Genomic DNA, 18,476 nt, shown 5'->3' with positions numbered 1-18,476 from the left:
CTCCAGACATGGTGAAAAACGCCAAACCCCCCACGTGCGCCCGGGGTTCCATCGATCGCTTGCGGCGCATTGTCGCGCGACCTACATCTTGGGGCGCAAGCGATGGTGGGGATCGGGATGACACATCTGTGGATCAGAGCGGAAAGCCGCCCGAACGAGGATCGCGTGGGCATCACCCCTGACGGTGTCGCCACCCTGATCGGTCAGGGCATGCGCGTCACGGTCGAGGACAGCCCCCGGCGCATCATCCCGACCGACGCCTATGCGGATGCCGGCGCGACCATCGTGCCCGAAGGCAGCTGGCGCACCGCCCCCGACGACGCCATCGTCTTTGGCCTCAAGGAACTGCCCGACGACGGCACCCCGCTGCGCCACCGCCACGTGATGTTCGGCCATGCCTTCAAGGGCCAGCCGGCGGGGCGGGTGCTGCTGGACCGGTTCCGGGCCGGGGGCGGGGTGCTGTACGATCTGGAATACCTGACCGACGACGGCGGGCGCAGGCTGGCGGCATTCGGCTATTGGGCGGGTTATGCCGGGGCGGCGGTGTCGCTGATGGCATGGGCTGCACAGCAGGCCGGCGGCCTCTGCGGCCCGGTCCGCGCCTATCCCGACTGCCATCACCTGCTGGACGACCTGCGCGTGCGGCTGGATGCCGTCGCCGGGCCGCGCCCGCGCGCCATTGTCATCGGGGCCAAGGGCCGCGTGGGCAGCGGCGCCACCGACCTGTTGGCCGCGATGGGCGTTCCCGTTACCGCATGGGACATGGCCGAAACCGCCCATGGTGGCCCATTCCCCGAGGTCATGGCCCACGACATCCTTGTCAACGCGATCCTGGCCCGGCCCGGTGCCCCGGTCTTTGTTCCCGCCGATGCCGTGGCGCCGGGACGGACGCTGAGTGTGATCGCCGACGTGGCCTGCGATCCGACCAGCGATTTTTCTCCGATCAAGGTCTATGACCGCACCACCACCTGGGATGCGCCCGTCCTGCGGGTGGCCGATGCGCCGGTGCTGGACGTGATGGCGATCGACAACCTGCCGTCCCTGTTGCCCCGTGAAAGCAGCGCGGATTACGCGGCCCAACTGCTGCCTGTCCTGAAAGGGCTGGACCATCCCGATGCGGGGGCGTGGGGCCGGGCGGGGGCGCTGTTTCGCGACCATCGTGATGGTGGCTGACGGGGACGTGTTGCCGCAGGCGGGAACGCCGGGGCGTGTCAGGAATTGGGCCCGGGTATTCACCTGATCGGAGGACCCGCACGATGCGCCGCAATCGCCGCACGACGACAAGCCTGACAACCCTTGCCGCCACCGGATTTCTGGCCTCGATGGCCGCGGCGCAGGGTTTCAACGACGCCACCCCCAACGGTGCCGCCTATGACCAGCAACCCGCGTTTCAGGGACAGACCCGCGCGCCCATGCTGGACACCACCCCATTGCGGCAACAGGTGCTGATTCAGGGGTTGGAACACCCGTGGGGTCTGGCAGAGATGCCCGACGGCAACTGGCTGATCACCGAACGGCCCGGCCGGATGCGCATCTATACCACCGACGGCACGCTGTCCGAACCGATCACGGGCCTGCCCGACGTCGATGCACGCGATCAGGGCGGGTTGCATGACGTGTCCGTGGCGGATGATTTCATTGAAACCCGCCGCGTCTGGTGGACCTATGCCGAACCCCGCGGCGACGGCAAGAACGGTACCGCCGTAGCAACGGGCATCCTGTCCCAAGACGGCACCACGATGGGCGATGTCCGTCGTATCTGGCAACAACAGCCCGCGTGGGCATCGACCAAGCATTTCGGCGCGCGGATCGTTCACGATGACCAGGGCCATATCTTTGTCGGTCTGGGCGAACGCAGCAATCCAGAGCCGCGCCAGTATGCGCAGGACCCGCAGGCCACGCTGGGCAAAATCATCCGCATTGACGCGACCGACGGCACCCCCGCCGGTGCCGGCATCGAGGGCGCCCTGCCAGAGATCTGGTCGATCGGCCATCGCAACATCCAAGGCGCGGCCATGGGCCCCGACGGGCAACTGTGGATGAATGAACACGGCCCCAAGGGCGGGGACGAACTGAACGCCGTTGACGGCGGGCGGAACTACGGCTGGCCTCTGGCGACCTATGGTACCGACTACAGCGGTGCCCGCATGGGCGCGACGCAGGTCGATGGCACCGAACAGCCTGCCTATTACTGGGATCCTTCGCCTGCGATCAGTGGCATGGCATTTTATGACGGTGACATGTTCCCCGACTGGCGGGGCGACGCGCTGATCGGTGGGTTGCAGTCCGGCGACATCATCCGTCTGCAGATGGACGGTACCACCGTCACCGGAGAGGCACGTCTGGCCCAAGGCATCGGCCGCGTGCGCGAGGTCGAAGTCGCCCGGGACGGCGCGATCGTCGTCATCACCGACGAAGATAACGGCCGCCTGATCCGCCTGATGCCAGAGGGCTAAGCCGTCGCACGGCCACAGGTGGGGGCGGTCATCCGGGACCGCCCCGACACGGGCAGCGACGACAGCAGGTTGCACAACCTGATCTGCCGGATCCGCTGTTCAGTCCCTACGGCCGAACAGCCGTTCGATATCGGATAGCTGCAGCTTGACCCAAGTCGGGCGACCGTGGTTGCACTGTCCGGATTTCGGCGTGCGCTCCATCTCGCGCAGCAGAGCGTTCATCTCGTCCGCGCCCATCAGGCGGCCCGACCGGACCGATCCGTGGCAGGCCATGGACGACAGCACCGCATCGATGCGCGCCTGCAGCCGGTCCGACGCGCCCTGATCAGCCAGATCGTCCAAGATGTCGCGGATCAGCGCGTGCCCGTCTAGCCGCGCCAGCATCGCGGGCACCTCGCGCAGCGCCACCGCGCCGGGTCCGAACGGTTCGATCACCAATCCAAGCGCCGCCAGATCGCCCGCGATCGACAAAATGCGGTCGGCATCTGCGGGGGACAGCTCGACGATCTCGGGGATCAGCAGGGCCTGGGCCGGAATGCCCGCGGCCCGCGCCTGCGCCTTGAGCCGCTCATAGACCAGCCGTTCGTGGGCGGCGTGCTGATCGACGATCACCAGCCCGTCAGGCGTCTGCGCGATGATATAGTTCTCATGGATCTGCGCGCGCGCGGCACCCAGGGGGGCGTCGTCGACGGGCGCTTCGGTCACGACCGGGTCGAACCGCGCCGACGGCGTCTCGGCAAAGCCCGGCATCTGCATTTCCAGCCCCGCCCGCAGCGCTGCTGCCGACGGTCTGTCGGCCTGCCATGCGGGGCGGGGGTCGTGGCGCGGTTCGATCCGCACCGCCTGCAGCGTCGCGTCGCCCACCGTGCTGGAGGCCCGGTGACCTGCCCCCGCCATCGCATGCCGTAGCCCGCCCACCACCAGCCCGCGGGCCGATTGCGGGTCGCGGAACCGCACCTCGGCCTTGGCAGGATGGACATTCACGTCGACCATCTGCGGATCGCATTCCAGAAACAGCACCGCCGCCGGGTGACGCCCTGGCGCCAGCACGTCCATGTACCCCGCCCGCAGCGCCCCGGTCAGCAGCTTGTCGCGCACCGGTCGCCCGTTCACGTACAGATGCTGCGCCACCGCCGCGCCGCGCGAATAGGTCGGCAGAGCGGCATAGCCTGTCAGCGTGATTCCATCACGTTCGGCATCCATCGGCAGGGCGTTGTCGATGAAATCGGCGCCCATCAGCCGGGTCAGGCGGGTGGTCAGCGCGCCGAACAGCTCTCCCTGTTCGGCATCGGCGCGAAAAATCTCGCGCCTGTCGGCGGTCAGCGAAAAGCCGACATAGGGTTCGGCCATCGCCAGCCGGCGCACGGTGTCCGCGACAGCCTGCGTTTCCGCCCGGTCGGTGCGCAGGAACTTCAGCCGCGCGGGCGTGGCAAAGAACAGATCGTGCAACTCGACCACCGTGCCGCAATTAGCCGCCGCCGGACGCATCGGGTCCAGCCGCCCCCCCGTCACCGCGATGGATGCCCCCTCGGCCCCCTGCGCGCGCGAGGTGATGGTCAGCCGCCCCACCGCCCCAAGCGACGGCAACGCCTCGCCGCGAAAACCAAAGCTGGTGATGGCCAACAGATCGGTCCCGTCGATCTTGCTGGTCGCATGGCGCGACAGGGCCAGCGGCAGATCGTCGGGCACCATGCCACAACCGTCGTCGGTGACACGGATGAGCCGTTTGCCGCCGTCCTGAATGGCGATCTCAATGCGGGTGGCGCCGGCGTCCAACGCGTTCTCGACCAGCTCCTTGACCGCGGATGCGGGACGCTCGACCACTTCGCCGGCCGCGATGCGGTTGGCGGTGGCCTCGTCCAGCTGGCGGATCACGGGGCGGGCGTCGGCGCGTATCTTGGGGGCATGGCTATTCATCGCCCCAAATATAGCAGGACTGCCCCGCCGCCACCAGAGATTCGCGGGCCATCAGACCCGCAGAACGACCGCGCCGCGCCTTTTGGGGCGCGGCGCCACCGCAGGTCGCCACTCAGTTGGTGACGGGGTCCTGTTCGATTCCCTCGGGGCGACCCACCAGCACGAAACGCAACTGTTCAGGGTCCAACAGACGCTGCGCCACACGGGACACGTCCTCGGAGGTGACCGCCTCGACCTTGTCGTTGCGGGTGTCGATATAGTCGATCGGGAACCCGATCAGCTGCATCCCTGCTAGGATCGACGCGATGCGCCCGTTCCCGTCGAACCGCAGCGGATATTCCCCGGTCAGATAGGTCTTGGCATCCGTCAGTTCCTGATCGGTCACGCCCTCGGCCATGCGGGCCCATTCGGCGCGGATCAGTTCCACCGCCTCGGCCGTGGTGGCATTCGATCCTGACATGCCGCCCTGCCAAGTCTGGCCGTACAGCCCCGTGGCCAGCGCCGTGCCCACGCCATAGGTCAGGCCGCGCTTTTCGCGAATCTCTGTCATCAGGCGCGAACTGAACCCGCCGCCGCCCAGAATATGGTTCGCCACAAAGGCCGCGAAATAATCGGGATCGTCGATCGGAATGCCGGGGCCGGCAAAGGCGACGACTGTCTGCGGGCTGTCCCAATCGACCACCGTCGTGCCGCCCGTCACCTGCAGCTCTGCAGGTTCCGGCAGGGGCGCCGTCGCCTGTTCCGGCAACCCGCCCAGAATGCGGTCGACCAACAGCCCCAGTTCCTCGGCCGAGATGTCGCCCGCGGCGCCGACGACCACCCGGTCGCGCGCCAGAACGCGGTTCTTGGCGGCCACCAGGTCCTGTTTCGTCAGCGCCGCGACGCTGTCGGACGTTCCGTTGATCGAGGTGGCATAGGGGTGGTCGCCCCAGGCCTGCGCCGCCATCTCCTTGGCGGCGATGCTGTTCGGGTCGGTCGCCTCGGACCGGATCACGGCCTGCACCTGACCGCGTACGCGGGCCAGCGCATCGTCGTCGAACCGCGGCTGCGCCAGCGCTTGCGCCAACAGGCCGGCGGCCGCGTCGCGGTTCTCGGTCAGCGACTGGAACCCGACCGACAACGTGTCGTCGCTGGCGGAAAACGACAATCGCGCGCCCAGATCCTCGACCGACTGCGCGAACTGAGTGGCGGTGTTCGACCCGGCCCCTTCCTCCAGCAGCGATGTCATCAGGTTGACCGCACCGCGTTTGCCGGGGGCGTCCATGCTGGCGCCGCCGCGAAACTGGATGTCCAGCGCCACGAACGGGATGCTGTCGTCCTGAACCAGCCAGGCCTTGATCCCGCCCGGAGAGGTGACATCCTGAATCTCGATCGCCTGTGCGGGAACGGCCAGCAGGGCAAGAACGGTGGCGATTGTGGCACGGATCATCCTTGCACCTCGGTCTGTTCGTCTGGGGTGGCCGGGGCCGGTTCTGTGGTCGCGGCGGGTGTCGTGGCCTGTGCCTGCGTATCGGCGGGCAGCAACCAGCCGGTGACGGCGGGCGCTTCCAGCACATCGCGGGCAGCGGCCATCACGTCCTCGGACGTGACCGCATCCAGGATGTCCGGCCAGTCGTTCACGTCCTGCACGGTCAGGCTGGTCGACAGCCCCTGGCCATAGTCATAGGCCCGGCCATGCGCCGAATCACGGGAATAGATCTCCTCGGCGCGGATGCGGGTCTTGACGCGTTCCAGATCGGCATCATCCGGCCCCTCGGCCAAAAACTGCGCCAGGACATCGTCCAGCGCGGCTTCGGCGTCCTCGGGCGTGGTCCCCTGCGCCGGGATCATCGACAGCATGAACTCGGTCCGGTCCAGCGACAGCCCGTCATAGCTGGCCCCCGCCCACAGCGCCTGTCCCGGCAGTGTCAGCTGCTGCGCCAGATAGGACGTCTGCGACGACCCGCCCAACAGCGCCGCCAGCACGGTCAGCGCTGCCGCGTCCTCCTGTGCGCCCGGATCGCGTTCCGCAGCCAAAACGCTGCGGATCATGTTCGGTTGGGCCACGCGCGGGTCCGACATCTCCAGCCGCCGCGCGGTCCGCTTGGGCGGCTCCTGCGGGCGGACACGCGGCTCTGCCTCGCCCTTGGCGGGGATGGCACCGTAATGCTCCTCCGCCAAGGCGCGGGCCTCCTCGGGCGTGACGTCGCCGGCGATGACCAGCACGGCCTCGTTCGGGGAATAATGCGTGTCGTACCACGCGACGGCGTCGTCGCGGGTCAGCGCCTCGATCTCGTCGCGCCAGCCGATGATGGGGATGCCATAGGGATGGTTGTCATAGACGACCGCGTTCAATTCCTCGGCGAACAGGGCGGCGGGGTCGCTGTCGACGCGCTGCGCACGCTCTTCCAGCACGACCTGGCGCTCGGCCTGCCAGTCCTCGTCGCGGATGTTCAGGTTGGCCATGCGGTCGGCCTCCATCCCCATCACCAGGGGCAGGCGGTCGCTGGCAATGCGCTGGAAATACGCAGTGAAATCCCACGACGTAAAGGCATTGTCGCTGCCGCCGTTCGCGGTGACCGTCTTGGACAGCTCTCCGGGTTCCAGCGTGTCGGTACCCTTAAACATCAGGTGTTCCAGATAATGCGCGATGCCGGACTTGCCGGGTACCTCGTCGGCGGCGCCGATCTTGTACCAGACCATCTGTACCACGACGGGCGCGCGTTCGTCCTGGACGACCACGGCCTCCAGCCCGTTGGGCAGGGTGAAATGGGTAACGCCCTCGGGCATCGGCGGGGCGGTGTCCTGCGCCGATGCGGGCAGGCCTGTCAGCGACGTGCCAAGGGCCAGGGCAACGGCTATGGCGGAACGGGATGCGGGATGACGCATGGGTGAGGCAACCTCCTCTTGCTGAGGCGCAACTTGGACCTCAGGGGCAGGCCGCGCAAGCCACGCTCGCGCGAATGTGCAGCGGTGGCGGGATGGGACGCGGCGCCAGCCGCGCGCCCGGATGGCCCCCTCGATGGGGGCCGTGCGGGCGACCCGTTCAGGCCGTCAGCCGCACCGGCAGCGACAACGGCCCATGCGCCTGCAACCCCTGTTTCCAGCGCACCGGCCCGTCGACCACCATGTCCGGCGCGCGGGCCAGCAGGGCCGTGAAAAGCGTTTCCATGTTCAGCCGCGCCAGGTTGTTCCCCAGGCAGACATGCACCCCCGCGCCAAACGCCAGATGCACGTTCGGTCGCCGGGTGACGTCGAAACGGTCGGCATCCGCGAACGCCGCCGGATCGCGGTTGGCCGACGCGTACAACAGCCCGAACAACGTCCCCTTGGGCCAGTCCTGCCCGCAGATCGTCAGATCCTCGGACGCATAGCGGTGAAAGAATGGCAGGGGCGCGGCAAAACGGAACATCTCCTGCACCGCCTGCGGCATCAGCCCCGGCTGTGCGCGCAGCATCGCAGCCTGCTCCGGATGCTCCAGCAGCGCCATCATCCCCGATCCCAGCACGTCGATGGTCGACCCGTGCCCCGCATGCAGGATCTGCATGATCGTGGCGATCAACTCGTCATGGGTCATCAGGCCCGCACGTTCGGCCTCGATCATCGCGGACATCAGATCGTCGCGGGGCCGCGCGGCGCGTTCGGCGTGCAGGTCCTCCAGCAGCGCCGCGAACAGGCGGGTGGCCTCCTCGGCGCGGGCCTTTTTGGCAGGCGTGCGGTCGATGTCGAAATAGCTGACAACGTGATCGGACCATTCGGTCATCTGCGCGGCCAGCGCCGGGTCGGTGCCGATCAGATGCCCGATCACCTGACCCGGCAGATGCGCCGCCAGATCGGCGATGAAATCGATCCGCCCCTGCGGAATCACCCGGTCCAGCGCGGCGTCGACCCAGGCCGTGACGAAACCGCGCAGCCCCTCCAGCCGGGTCCGGGTAAAGAACGGGAACACCGCCCTGCGCAGCCGGTCGTGGTCCGGCCCATCCGTGTCCAGCATCGAGGTCTGCACAAATCGTTCATGGAACGGCATGTCGTGGAAATTGCCCGCGACCCGCATGGCACGCACCTGATCGGGCGGCGCGAATGCCGCGGGCGCGCGCACCATGCGCCGGTCCAGCGCGATGGCGCGCACATCCGCCATCCGCGATGCCATATGCCCGCCAAAGCCCGGCCACACGGGCAGGCCCGGCTGTGCCCTGAGCGCCGCATAGGCGGGCCAGGGATCGGCCCCGAAACCGGGGGCCGTCGGGTCGAACAGGGCGGTGGTCACTCGGCCGCAGGGGCCGGCCCGGTCGAGGTGATGGCCCCCGCGCGCTGCCAGCGCTGCTGTTCGGTCACCGCGTCCAGCGCCATCGGCGCATAGGCCCGCTGATAGACCGATGTGCCCATGATGCGTTCCAGCGGGCGGCGGCCGTTGCGGGCGCGCCATTCGGCATCCGATTGCGCCAGACGTTCGCGGATCTGCGGGTCGGTTCCCGCGCGGGCGGCCTGCGCGATCAGCGCCTGATCGGCGGCGCCGATGCCCTGGTCGGTCAGCCGCTCGGGGTTGCCGCCCAGAACGGCCACCGCATCGCCGCGCGGGGTCGGATCGGTGATGTTCGCACCGCCCGGCGTCGGCGCGGGCAGCACCGCCAGGTCAGGCGGCATCGACAGCGACCGCGTGGGCAGAATCGCGAACTCGTCCGGCCCTACCTGACCTGCGCCGATATTGTTCAGCGACCCGCCGCCACAGGCGGAAAGCCCCATCGCGGCCGCAAATCCGATCATCAGCGCGCTTGTCCGCATGTTCTGCCCCCTTTGGTCCGTTGCGCCGTTCTAGCCCGGTTTTCCGTCGCCGTCACGACCCTGTTGGTCGGTGGGCGCGAACAGGTCGGGCTGTCGCGGTCCTGTGGGGGGCGGCGACGGTGCCTTGGGCGCGGGGGCCTTGGGTGTCTTGCGCGGTGTCCTGGGCTTGGCCGGGGTCGGGGCCGGCGTTGCGGGCGTCTTGGGCTGCGGCATCAGCACCAGCCCGATCGCCCCCGCAAAGATAGAGATATCGGCCACATTGAAGCTGTAGGGGTTCTGCCAGCCCGGCAGCGACATGTTCAGGAAGTCGGCCACCGCGCCGTACAGGACGCGGTCCACCACGTTCCCCAACGCGCCGCCGATCAGCAGCCCCGCCGAGATGCGGGCGAACCGCCCCAGTGCCGCACGCCAGACCCAGACCCAGACCCAGGTGCAGATGACCACCGCCACTGCGACCAGCACCCACCGCATGATGTCCGTATCCGACGCCATCAGGCCGAAATTTACGCCCTGATTCCACGCCATGCGCAGGTTCAGCCAGGGCGGAAACACGTCGATGGTCCGCACCCGGTCCAGATCCAGCATGTGCACGACCACGTATTTCAGCGCCTGGTCGGCCAGAAAGATCGCCAGCGCGACCCAGATCACCGGCCGCATGTCGCTGCGCGCGGGCTGCGGGGCCGGGCGCGCCTTGCGGGCGGCGGCGGGCTTGGCGGGCGCGGCCATCAGTGGCGAAAGTGCCGCTGGCCGGTCAGGACCATCGCCAGCCCAAGGCGGTTGGCCGCCGCAATGACCTCGTCGTCGCGCATCGAGCCGCCGGGCTGGATGACGGCGCGGGCACCGGCCTCGGCCAGCGCCTCGATGCCGTCGGCAAAGGGAAAGAACGCGTCAGACGCCACGACCGCACGGATGGTCAGGGGTTCCGACAGGCCAAGGGCCTGGGCCATGTCCTCGGACTTGCGCCGCCCGATGCGGGTGCTGTCCACGCGGCTCATCTGGCCCGCGCCGATGCCGACGGTGGCCAGGTCCTTGGCATAGACGATCGCGTTCGATTTCACGTGCTTGGCGATGGTCCAGGCGAACATCAGGTCGGCCAGTTCCTGTTCCGACGGCTGGCGGTCGGACACGATCTTCAGGTCGTCGCGACTGACATGGCCGTTGTCGCGACCCTGGATCAGCATGCCGCCCGACACCTGCCGGAAGGTCAGGCCCCCGGCACGCGGGTCGGGCAACCCGCCCGTGGTCAGCAGACGCAGGTTCTTTTTGCCCGCAAAGATGCGTTTCGCATCCTCGTCGGCGTCGGGGGCGATCACGACCTCGGTAAAGATCTTGACGATCTCTTCTGCCGTGGCACCGTCCAGCGGCTGGTTCAGCGCGATGATCCCGCCAAAGGCCGAGGTGCGGTCGCAATCAAAGGCCCGCTTGTACGCCTCCAGCGCCGTCGCCCCCTGGGCCACGCCGCAGGGGTTGGCATGCTTGATGATCGCGCAGGCGGGGCCGTCTGCGGGGTCGAATTCCGACACCAGCTCGAACGCCGCATCGGTGTCGTTGATGTTGTTATAGGACAGCTCTTTGCCCTGATGCTGCTCTGCGGTCGCAATGCCAGGGCGCGCGTCGCCGGTGACATAGAAGGCCGCCTGTTGGTGCGGGTTCTCGCCATAGCGCAACCCCTGGGCCAGCGTTCCGGCGAATGCGCGGCGGCGGGGCGTCGTCTCTCCGATGGCGTCGGCCATCCACGACGACACCGCGGCGTCATAGGCGGCGGTGCGCGCATAGGCCGTCTGCGCCATCCGCTGGCGGAAGGGCAGGGTCGTGCCGCTGTTGGCATCCAGTTCGGCCAGAACCGCGTCGTAATCCTGCACGTCCACGATTACGGTGACGAAACCGTGGTTCTTGGCCGCCGCACGGATCATCGCCGGGCCGCCGATGTCGATGTTCTCGATGCAGTCGTCGTATGCCGCGCCCTTGGCAACGGTTTCCTCGAACGGGTACAGGTTCACGACCAGCAGGTCGATCGCACCGATGCCGTGTTCCTCCATCGCGGCCACGTGGTCCGCATTGTCGCGCAGTGCCAGCAATCCACCATGTACCGCCGGGTGCAGCGTCTTGACCCGACCATCCATCATTTCCGGGAAACCCGTCACGTCGGCCACGTCGGTGACGGTCAGGCCCGCATCGCGCAGGGCCTTGGCACTGCCGCCGGTCGACAGGATCTGGATGCCACGCGCGTCAAGGGCGCGGGCGAAATCGATCAGTCCGGTCTTGTCGGAAACGGAGAGCAGCGCGCGTCGGATGGCGACGGGGTCGGACATGGGGGCCTCGTGTCTCTGGGTGACGCCCAGTTACCGAAACCCCCGCCGAAGGTCCAGCGCCTCAGCGCTTGCGCGTGGAGAACAGCTGTTGCGCCAGCTGCACCGCCGCCACGACCATGACCGCCGTGCCGATCCCGGACGCCAGTCCCCCCGCGCCTTTGGCAGCGGTCGTCGCCCCGCGCGTGCGCAGGACGGCCTGAGCCAGTTTCAGTCCCATTGCGACAGTGGTCAGCCTCATCTGGTCATCCTTTCATCCGCGTTCGCGGAAGGAAGACACAAGGCGGCCCGTCGGTTCCGTTCAGCCGGGCTTGCGCAGGCACGCCATATAGAACCCGTCCATGCCGCCTCGGTCCGCCCAGTAATCCGGACGCAGCCGCAGGCCGCCCTCTTCGGTGATCCACGCAGGGTCGATACCGGACAGGTCCGGGCGTTCCACGGTCAGGCCGGGGTGGCGGGCCAGCGCGTCGTCGATCTGGACCTCGCCCTCGTCGGGGATCAGCGAACAGGTGGCATAGACCAGCCGCCCGCCGGGTCGCAGCACCGACAGCGCATGGTCCAGCAGGGCCGCCTGCAGCTCGATCAGCTCGGCGATGCCGTGGCCGTCGCGGATAAAGGGCAGGTCGGGATGGCGGCGGATGGTGCCCGTGGCGCTGCAGGGCGCGTCCAACAGGATCGCGTCGGGCGCCACGTCGGGACGCCAGTCCAGCACGTCGACCGCGACCAGCCGCGCGTTCAGGCCACAGCGGGCAAGGTTTTCCGTCACGCGGCGCAGGCGCTGTTCGCTGATGTCGACGGCGGTGACCTCGGCCCCGGCCGCGGCCAGCTGCAGCGTCTTGCCGCCCGGCGCCGCGCACAGATCGGCGACGCGTTCGCCGGGCTGCGGCGCCAGCAGGCGCACGGGCAAGGCCGCGGCGGCGTCCTGAACCCACCAGTCGCCGGCGTCAAACCCCGGCAGGGCGGTCACATGAACGGGACCGTGCAGGCGCCACGGCCCGGTCGGCAGCGCATCCGCGCCCGGCACCGGGTCCGCGCCCGGTTTCATCGTCAGGTCCAGCGGCGCGCCGCCCTGATGGGCGGCCTCGATCGCGGTCATGACCGCATCGCCATACGCCTCGACCAGCGGTCCGCGCAGCCATTCGGGCAGGGGCTGGGGGGCCAGGTCGGCCCAGCCCTGATACGCGCCCGCCTTGCGCAGCACCGCGTTGACCATGCCCGCCGCCGCCTGTCCGCGCGCGCCAAGCGTGCGGGTCAGGTCGACCGCCGCGCCCACGACGCCATGGGCCGGGGCGCCCAGCTCCAGCATCTCGACCACGGCCAGACGCAGCACGTCGGCGATCTGGGGGGCGGGCCTGCGGTTCACGAAGGCGTCGATGACCACGTCCGCGCGCCCCTGATGGCGCAGCGTTTCCGCCGCCAGCCGCGCCGCGCGGGCCTGATCTGCCACCGGCAGCGCGCGCAGGCTGCCGGTCTGGTCCGACAGGGACCGCCCCTCGCGCACGCCCTGGATCAATTGCAGTGCGCCCTTGCGCGCCATATCGCCGCCCGGCTTTGCCAAAACGCTTTCCTTTGCCTAAGTGATGTTCAACACTGTTCCGCGACCCCTTACGCCCATTCGGAGGATCTTTCCATGAGCGATGACACCCCCGCCTTGCCCGCCGCCGCACAGCGCGCCCTGGCCGAGGCCGAGGCCCGCAGGAAACAGCAGGCCGGACAGATTCTGCCGGTCGAATACGGCGGGCGTGATGGGCCGGAACCCGTCCGCTTTGGCGACTGGGAAAAGGGCGGAATCGCGGTGGATTTCTGAATGGACTGGTTGCGCGCATCGGCCACCCAGCAGGGCCGCGCCATTCTGGCAGGCGTCCTGGACCCCATCGACCAGACCGAGGCCTATCTGGCCGCCGCCAAGGATCACCCCGACTGCGCGCGCATCTATGCCCGCCTGACCGCCGCCCGCGCCCGGTCCGAGGCCGTGGCGTCCCATGACCGCGCGAAACAGGAACGCCGCCACAGCCTGCTGGACGGCGTTGCCATCAGCTGGAAGGACAATATCGACAGCGGCGGCACCGTGACCGAGGCCGGGTCCCGCCTGCTGGAGGGGCGCGTGCCGCGCAAGGATGCGAACATTCTGGCCCGCGCGGCGCGGCGCGGCATGGTCTGTCTGGGCAAGACCCACATGACCGAACTGGCGTTTTCCGGGCTGGGGCTGAACCCGCGCACGGCAACGCCGCCCAATGCGCTGGACCCCGATCTGGCGCCGGGCGGGTCGTCGTCGGGGGCGGCGGTGTCCGTGGCATTGGGGCTGGCGGCGGCGGCGGTGGGCACCGACACGGGCGGGTCCGTCCGCGTGCCCGCGGCGTGGAACGGATTGGTGGGGTTCAAGCCCACGCACGGCGCGCTGCCCGAAAAGGGCGTCGTGCCACTGGCGCGGAAATTCGACATCGCCGGACCCATCGCCCGCACCGTCGAGGATTGCGCCCAGATATTTGCCATCATGGCCGATCAACGGGCCCCCGATCTCGACGGCGCCAGCGTCCAGGGCCTGCGCCTGATGGTGCTGGAGGGGTTGCCTTTTGACGATGCCGAATCCGGGCCGGTGACGGCGTTTCAGAATGCAGTGGACCGGTTGGGCCGGGCAGGGGCGCAGGTCGCGCATGTCTCTACCGACTGGCTGAATCGCGCGATGGCCCTGTCGCCGCAACTGTTCGCCCCCGAGGCCTATGGCATCTGGCGCGCCCAGATCGAGGACGCGCCCGAACTGATGTGGCAGCCCATCCTGGAGCGGTTCCGCAGCGGGGCCGAGGTCAGCGCCCCCGATTACGTGGCCGCCTGGGAAAGTCTGGCCCGCGTTCGCCGCAAGTGGATCAAGGAGGTCGTCGGCGGATACGACGCCGTGCTGGTGCCAACCGTGCCGATCCTGCCGCCCGCGACCGAACGGCTGATGACCGATGGCGCGGAATTCGTGCGTGCCAACCTGTTGACGCTGCGCAATACCCGCATCGCGAACCTGCTGGGTCTGCCCGCGATCACGCTGCCCACCGGTCACCCGGCCTGCGGCATCAGCCTGTTGGGCCATGCGGGCCATGACCGGCATCTGCTGCGCGTGGCGGCAGGGGCCGAGGCCGCGTTGGCGTGACCGGGTCTTTGCTGGACGCAAGGCCCGGATCACGCTAATGTTTCGGCCAAGGAACGGGGCGCAGACCCCGAAAAGCGAGGCAGAGATGGCATTCCCCGAGCGGTTCTCGAACCTGCCGGACTACGCGTTCCCGCGTCTGCGGGCGCTGTTGTCGGATATCGAACCGGGGCTGGCCCCCGGCGAATCCCCCATGATCCTGACCATCGGAGAGCCCCGGCACCCGATGCCCGGTTTCGTGGCGCAGGTGATGGCCGACAGCCTGTCCCAGTTGGCGAAATACCCCCCGAACGAAGGTGCGCCCGAACTGCTGTCCGCGATCGGCGGATGGCTGGACCGTCGCTATGGCCTGGACGTCGCGCCGGACCGGCTGATGGTTCTGAACGGCACGCGTGAGGGGCTGTTCAATGCAGCCCTTGCCCTGTGTCCGGAAACCAAGGCTGGCCAGCAACCGGTCATTCTGGTGCCGAACCCGTTCTATCAGGTCTATGCCGTGGCCGCCGCCGCCGTGCAGGCGCAGGCGCTGTTCGTGCCCGCCACCCCCGCCACGGGGAACCTGCCCGATTACGCGGGGCTGGACCCTGCGTTGCTGGACCGGGTCGCGGTGGCCTATCTGTGTTCTCCCGCCAACCCGCAGGGCGCGGTGGCCGACCGCGCATACCTGCAGACGCTGGTGACGCTGGCTGAAAAGCACGATTTCCTGGTTTTCGCCGACGAATGCTATTCCGAGATCTGGCGCGACACGCCCCCGCCGGGCGCGTTGCAGGTCGCCACAGCGATGGGCCTGCCCGACCGGGTGGTGATGTTCAATTCGCTGTCCAAGCGGTCGAACCTGCCCGGCCTGCGGTCGGGTTTTGCCGCGGGCGGGCGTGCCCAGATCGCCCAGATGCGGCGGCTGCGCAATTACGCGGGTGCGCCGCTGCCGCTGCCGGTGCAGCGCGTCAGCGCCGCCGCATGGGCGGACGAGGATCATGTGGCCGCCAGCCTGGCCCTGTACCAGCAGAAATACCGCATCGCGGATGAGATTCTGGGCGATATTCCCGGATACCTGCCGCTGCAGGGCGGGTTCTTTCTGTGGCTGCCGGTCGCCGACGGCGAACAGGCTGCGCGGACCCTGTGGGCGCAGGCGGGCATCCAGGTGCTGCCCGGCGCGTATCTGTCGCGCGACGTGGACGGGGTCAATCCGGGCGCCGGTTTCATCCGGGTTGCGCTGGTGGCGGATGCCGAACAGACGCGCGCCGCGCTGACCCGCCTGCGGGCGGTCCTATATGACGAAACGGGGGACTGAGATCATGGCAAGCTGGCAGGCGAAACACCGCGACCCGCTGTTCGACCAGTCGACCCAGGCCGCCCTGGAACGACGCGGCAAGGAGGCCATCGGCGCGGGCCTGATCGTGCTGGGCGTATTGGTTGCGATGATGCTGGGCAGTTGGTCGCCCGATGATCCCAGTTTCGGGTCCGCCACCGACGCGCCCGCGCAGAACATGATGGGTGGGATCGGGGCGATGATCGCCTCGGCGTTGATCATGATCGCGGGAATGGGCGCTTGGATGCTGGTTGTCGCGGCCTGGGTCTGGGGCCTGCGCATGATGCTGCACAAAGGCGAAGACCGCCTGATGCGCGGCATCTTTACCCCCATCGCCGTGGCGCTGGTGTCGGTTTATGCCAGCACGCTGGTTCCCGGTCCCGCATGGCAGCAGAATTACGGTCTGGGCGGACATTTCGGCGACATGGTCATGGGTGCGGTGCTGAACCTGCTGCCGATGAAGGCGCAGCTGGGCATCCGCCTGGCCGCCCTGCTGGCCGCGGTGGCCGTGGTCGCGGCGGCGGCATTCGTGCTGGGGTTTGACAGGGCCGAACTGACGGCCCTGTGGCAGCGGTTCCGGCGCGGACTGGTGACGGCGCTGCACGGCGCGGTCTTGGCCGGGACGGCCGCCGCCGGTGCGGCGCAGCGCATGCGCCAGCCGCGCGCGGTTGACGACGCGCCGCGCCCGACCCCGAACGCGCCAGCCGCACGCCGCAGGCCTGCCCCCCCGGAGTTCGAGCTGGAGGCAGAAATGCCCGAGCCAGAGCTGATCGAACGGGATGCCGATTACGACGGCGACGCCCCCACCGAGGCCGAGGTCCGCGGCCGCATCAGCGACGCGATCCGCACCAGCACCGCGAAATCGTCGGTCCTGAAGGCCGTGGCCTCCCGGCTGGCCCGCGAGGGCGCGCCCGCCACCCCCGCGCCCGAGGAACCCGTCGACCCGCGCCCCTTTGGCGCCGAAACACCGCGCCAGATCATTGCCCCCGCAAAACGTGCCGAACCCTCGCGCAGCGCGCGGGCCGAGGCGGAACCCGCTCTGCGGTTCGACGACAGCGGCAACCCCGCCTATGAGCGCCCGCCGCTGTCACTGTTGTCGGCACCGTCCGACACCGATGCAGTGCCCGTGTCCCACGAGGCGCTGATGGAGAACGCCCGCATGCTGGAGGCGGTGCTGGACGATTACGGCGTCAAGGGTCAGATCACCGAGGTCCGCCCCGGCCCGGTCGTCACCCTGTACGAACTGGAACCGGCGCCGGGCCTGAAGGCCAGCCGCGTCATCGGCCTGTCCGACGACATCGCCCGGTCGATGTCGGCCCTGTCCGCGCGCGTCAGCACGGTCCCCGGCCGCACCGTCATCGGGATCGAGCTGCCGAACGCCAAGCGTGAAAAGGTGCTGCTGCGCGAGATCTTTGCCAGCCGGGCATTCGGCGACGGCACGCAGCCGCTGCCCCTGGCATTGGGCAAGGATATCGGCGGCGATCCGGTCGTGGCGAACCTGGCCAAGATGCCCCACCTGCTGATCGCGGGCACCACCGGGTCGGGCAAGTCGGTCGCGATCAACACGATGATTCTGAGCCTGCTGTACAAGCTGACACCGGACGAATGCCGGCTGATCATGATCGACCCCAAGATGCTGGAACTGTCGGTCTATGACGGCATTCCGCATCTGCTGTCCCCGGTCGTCACCGACCCGAAAAAGGCCGTCGTCGCGCTGAAATGGGTCGTGGGCGAGATGGAGGACCGCTATCGCAAGATGTCCAAGATGGGCGTGCGCAACATCGAAGGGTACAACGGCCGCGTCACCGAAGCCCTGAAGAAGGGCGAGATGTTCAAGCGGACCGTCCAGACCGGGTTCGACGAGGATACCGGCGACGCGATCTGGGAGACTGAGGAGTTCCAGCCAGAGACTTTCCCCTATATCGTCGTGGTCGTCGACGAGATGGCCGACCTGATGATGGTCGCGGGCAAGGAGATCGAGGCCTGCATCCAGCGCCTGGCGCAAATGGCGCGGGCATCCGGCATCCACCTGATCATGGCCACGCAGCGCCCGTCCGTCGATGTCATCACCGGCACGATCAAGGCGAATTTTCCCACACGGGTCAGCTTTCAGGTCACCTCCAAGATCGACAGCCGCACCATTCTGGGGGAACAGGGTGCCGAACAACTGCTGGGTCAGGGCGACATGCTGTACATGGGCAACGGCGCGCGCGTGACCCGCATCCACGGCCCCTTCGTCAGCGACGAGGAGGTCGAGGAGATCGTGACCCATCTGAAATCCTTTGGCCCGCCCAGCTATAAATCCGGCGTGGTCGAGGGGGTCGAGGATGACAAGGCCGATGACATCGACGCGGTGCTGGGACTGGGTGGCGACGGCAGTGACGATGCGCTGTACGATCAGGCCGTGATGATCGTGGCCAAGGACCGGAAATGTTCCACCAGCTATATCCAGCGCAAGCTGGCCATCGGGTACAACAAGGCCGCGCGCCTGGTCGAACAGATGGAGGATCAGGGCGTGGTGTCCAGTGCCAACCACGTCGGCAAGCGCGAGGTGCTTGTCCCCGAGGTCTGATGACCGTGACGGGGATCGGCGG

General features: G+C 68.4%; 15 protein-coding genes. 6 read left to right on the top strand and 9 right to left on the bottom strand.

From position 1 onward, the window contains the following. The first annotated feature begins 117 nt into the window (after positions 1–117). Both ACJJVR_RS02535 and ACJJVR_RS02530 read left to right on the top strand, forming a co-directional pair. A complete protein-coding gene (locus ACJJVR_RS02535) occupies positions 118–1,173 on the top strand; it encodes a saccharopine dehydrogenase (RefSeq protein WP_405401982.1) in 1,056 nt (351 codons plus the stop codon). 83 nt (positions 1,174–1,256) lie between these two features. Next, on the top strand, positions 1,257–2,456 hold the full coding sequence (locus tag ACJJVR_RS02530; RefSeq protein ID WP_405401981.1) for a PQQ-dependent sugar dehydrogenase: 1,200 nt from the start codon (positions 1,257–1,259) through the stop codon (positions 2,454–2,456). Between the two features lie 99 nt (positions 2,457–2,555). On the opposite strand, the gene mutL is transcribed toward ACJJVR_RS02530, so the two are convergent. The 9 genes from mutL to ACJJVR_RS02485 form a co-directional block, all read right to left on the bottom strand. Beyond that, positions 2,556–4,373 (bottom strand): DNA mismatch repair endonuclease MutL, encoded by a 1,818-nt coding sequence (mutL, locus tag ACJJVR_RS02525; RefSeq protein WP_405401980.1) that lies wholly within the window; start codon positions 4,371–4,373, stop codon positions 2,556–2,558. A gap of 112 nt (positions 4,374–4,485) precedes the next feature. Continuing rightward, positions 4,486–5,802, bottom strand: coding sequence for a M16 family metallopeptidase (locus tag ACJJVR_RS02520; protein ID WP_405401978.1), 1,317 nt, complete (start codon positions 5,800–5,802; stop codon positions 4,486–4,488). Beyond that, positions 5,799–7,241: a M16 family metallopeptidase gene (locus ACJJVR_RS02515; RefSeq protein ID WP_405401976.1), complete on the bottom strand. Its 1,443-nt coding sequence runs from the start codon at positions 7,239–7,241 to the stop codon at positions 5,799–5,801. Before ACJJVR_RS02515 ends, ACJJVR_RS02520 begins: the two co-directional genes overlap by 4 nt. A 157-nt stretch (positions 7,242–7,398) precedes the next feature. Next, a complete protein-coding gene (locus tag ACJJVR_RS02510) occupies positions 7,399–8,619 on the bottom strand; it encodes a cytochrome P450 (RefSeq protein ID WP_405401974.1) in 1,221 nt (406 codons plus the stop codon). Further along, a complete protein-coding gene (locus ACJJVR_RS02505) occupies positions 8,616–9,134 on the bottom strand; it encodes a DUF3035 domain-containing protein (protein ID WP_405401972.1) in 519 nt (172 codons plus the stop codon). The genes ACJJVR_RS02510 and ACJJVR_RS02505 overlap by 4 nt, the downstream gene beginning before the upstream one ends. Before the next feature lie 30 nt (positions 9,135–9,164). After that, positions 9,165–9,860 carry a signal peptidase II gene (gene lspA / locus ACJJVR_RS02500; protein ID WP_405401970.1) on the bottom strand — a complete coding sequence of 232 codons (696 nt, stop codon included), beginning with the start codon at positions 9,858–9,860 and terminating at the stop codon, positions 9,165–9,167. Then, complete coding sequence (purH, locus tag ACJJVR_RS02495) at positions 9,860–11,446, bottom strand: bifunctional phosphoribosylaminoimidazolecarboxamide formyltransferase/IMP cyclohydrolase (RefSeq protein WP_405401968.1); 1,587 nt, start codon at positions 11,444–11,446, stop codon at positions 9,860–9,862. The genes lspA and purH overlap by 1 nt, the downstream gene beginning before the upstream one ends. Before the next feature lie 61 nt (positions 11,447–11,507). Further along, positions 11,508–11,684, bottom strand: a complete 177-nt coding sequence (locus tag ACJJVR_RS02490) for a hypothetical protein (protein WP_405401966.1) — start codon at positions 11,682–11,684, stop codon at positions 11,508–11,510. 60 nt (positions 11,685–11,744) lie between these two features. Further along, the gene (locus tag ACJJVR_RS02485) at positions 11,745–12,980 is read right to left on the bottom strand and encodes an RsmB/NOP family class I SAM-dependent RNA methyltransferase (RefSeq protein WP_405402175.1); all 1,236 of its coding nucleotides are present in this window, start codon (positions 12,978–12,980) and stop codon (positions 11,745–11,747) included. Between the two features lie 93 nt (positions 12,981–13,073). On the opposite strand from ACJJVR_RS02485, the gene ACJJVR_RS02480 reads away from it, so the two are divergent. The 4 genes from ACJJVR_RS02480 to ACJJVR_RS02465 all read left to right on the top strand — a co-directional run bounded on the left by ACJJVR_RS02480 (position 13,074) and on the right by ACJJVR_RS02465 (position 18,454). After that, on the top strand, positions 13,074–13,250 hold the full coding sequence (locus ACJJVR_RS02480) for a DUF1674 domain-containing protein (protein ID WP_405401965.1): 177 nt from the start codon (positions 13,074–13,076) through the stop codon (positions 13,248–13,250). After that, complete coding sequence (locus ACJJVR_RS02475; protein WP_405401963.1) at positions 13,251–14,579, top strand: amidase; 1,329 nt, start codon at positions 13,251–13,253, stop codon at positions 14,577–14,579. It begins immediately after the preceding gene. A gap of 85 nt (positions 14,580–14,664) precedes the next feature. After that, positions 14,665–15,864, top strand: a complete 1,200-nt coding sequence (locus tag ACJJVR_RS02470) for an aminotransferase class I/II-fold pyridoxal phosphate-dependent enzyme (RefSeq protein WP_405401961.1) — start codon at positions 14,665–14,667, stop codon at positions 15,862–15,864. Positions 15,865–15,868: 4 nt separating this feature from the next. Then, positions 15,869–18,454 carry a DNA translocase FtsK gene (locus ACJJVR_RS02465; RefSeq protein WP_405401960.1) on the top strand — a complete coding sequence of 862 codons (2,586 nt, stop codon included), beginning with the start codon at positions 15,869–15,871 and terminating at the stop codon, positions 18,452–18,454. The last annotated feature ends 22 nt before the right edge of the window (positions 18,455–18,476 follow it).

The organism is Paracoccus sp. Ld10 (assembly GCF_045064235.1).
Lineage (GTDB): Bacteria > Pseudomonadota > Alphaproteobacteria > Rhodobacterales > Rhodobacteraceae > Paracoccus.
This window is presented reverse-complemented; position numbering and strand designations above follow the sequence as displayed.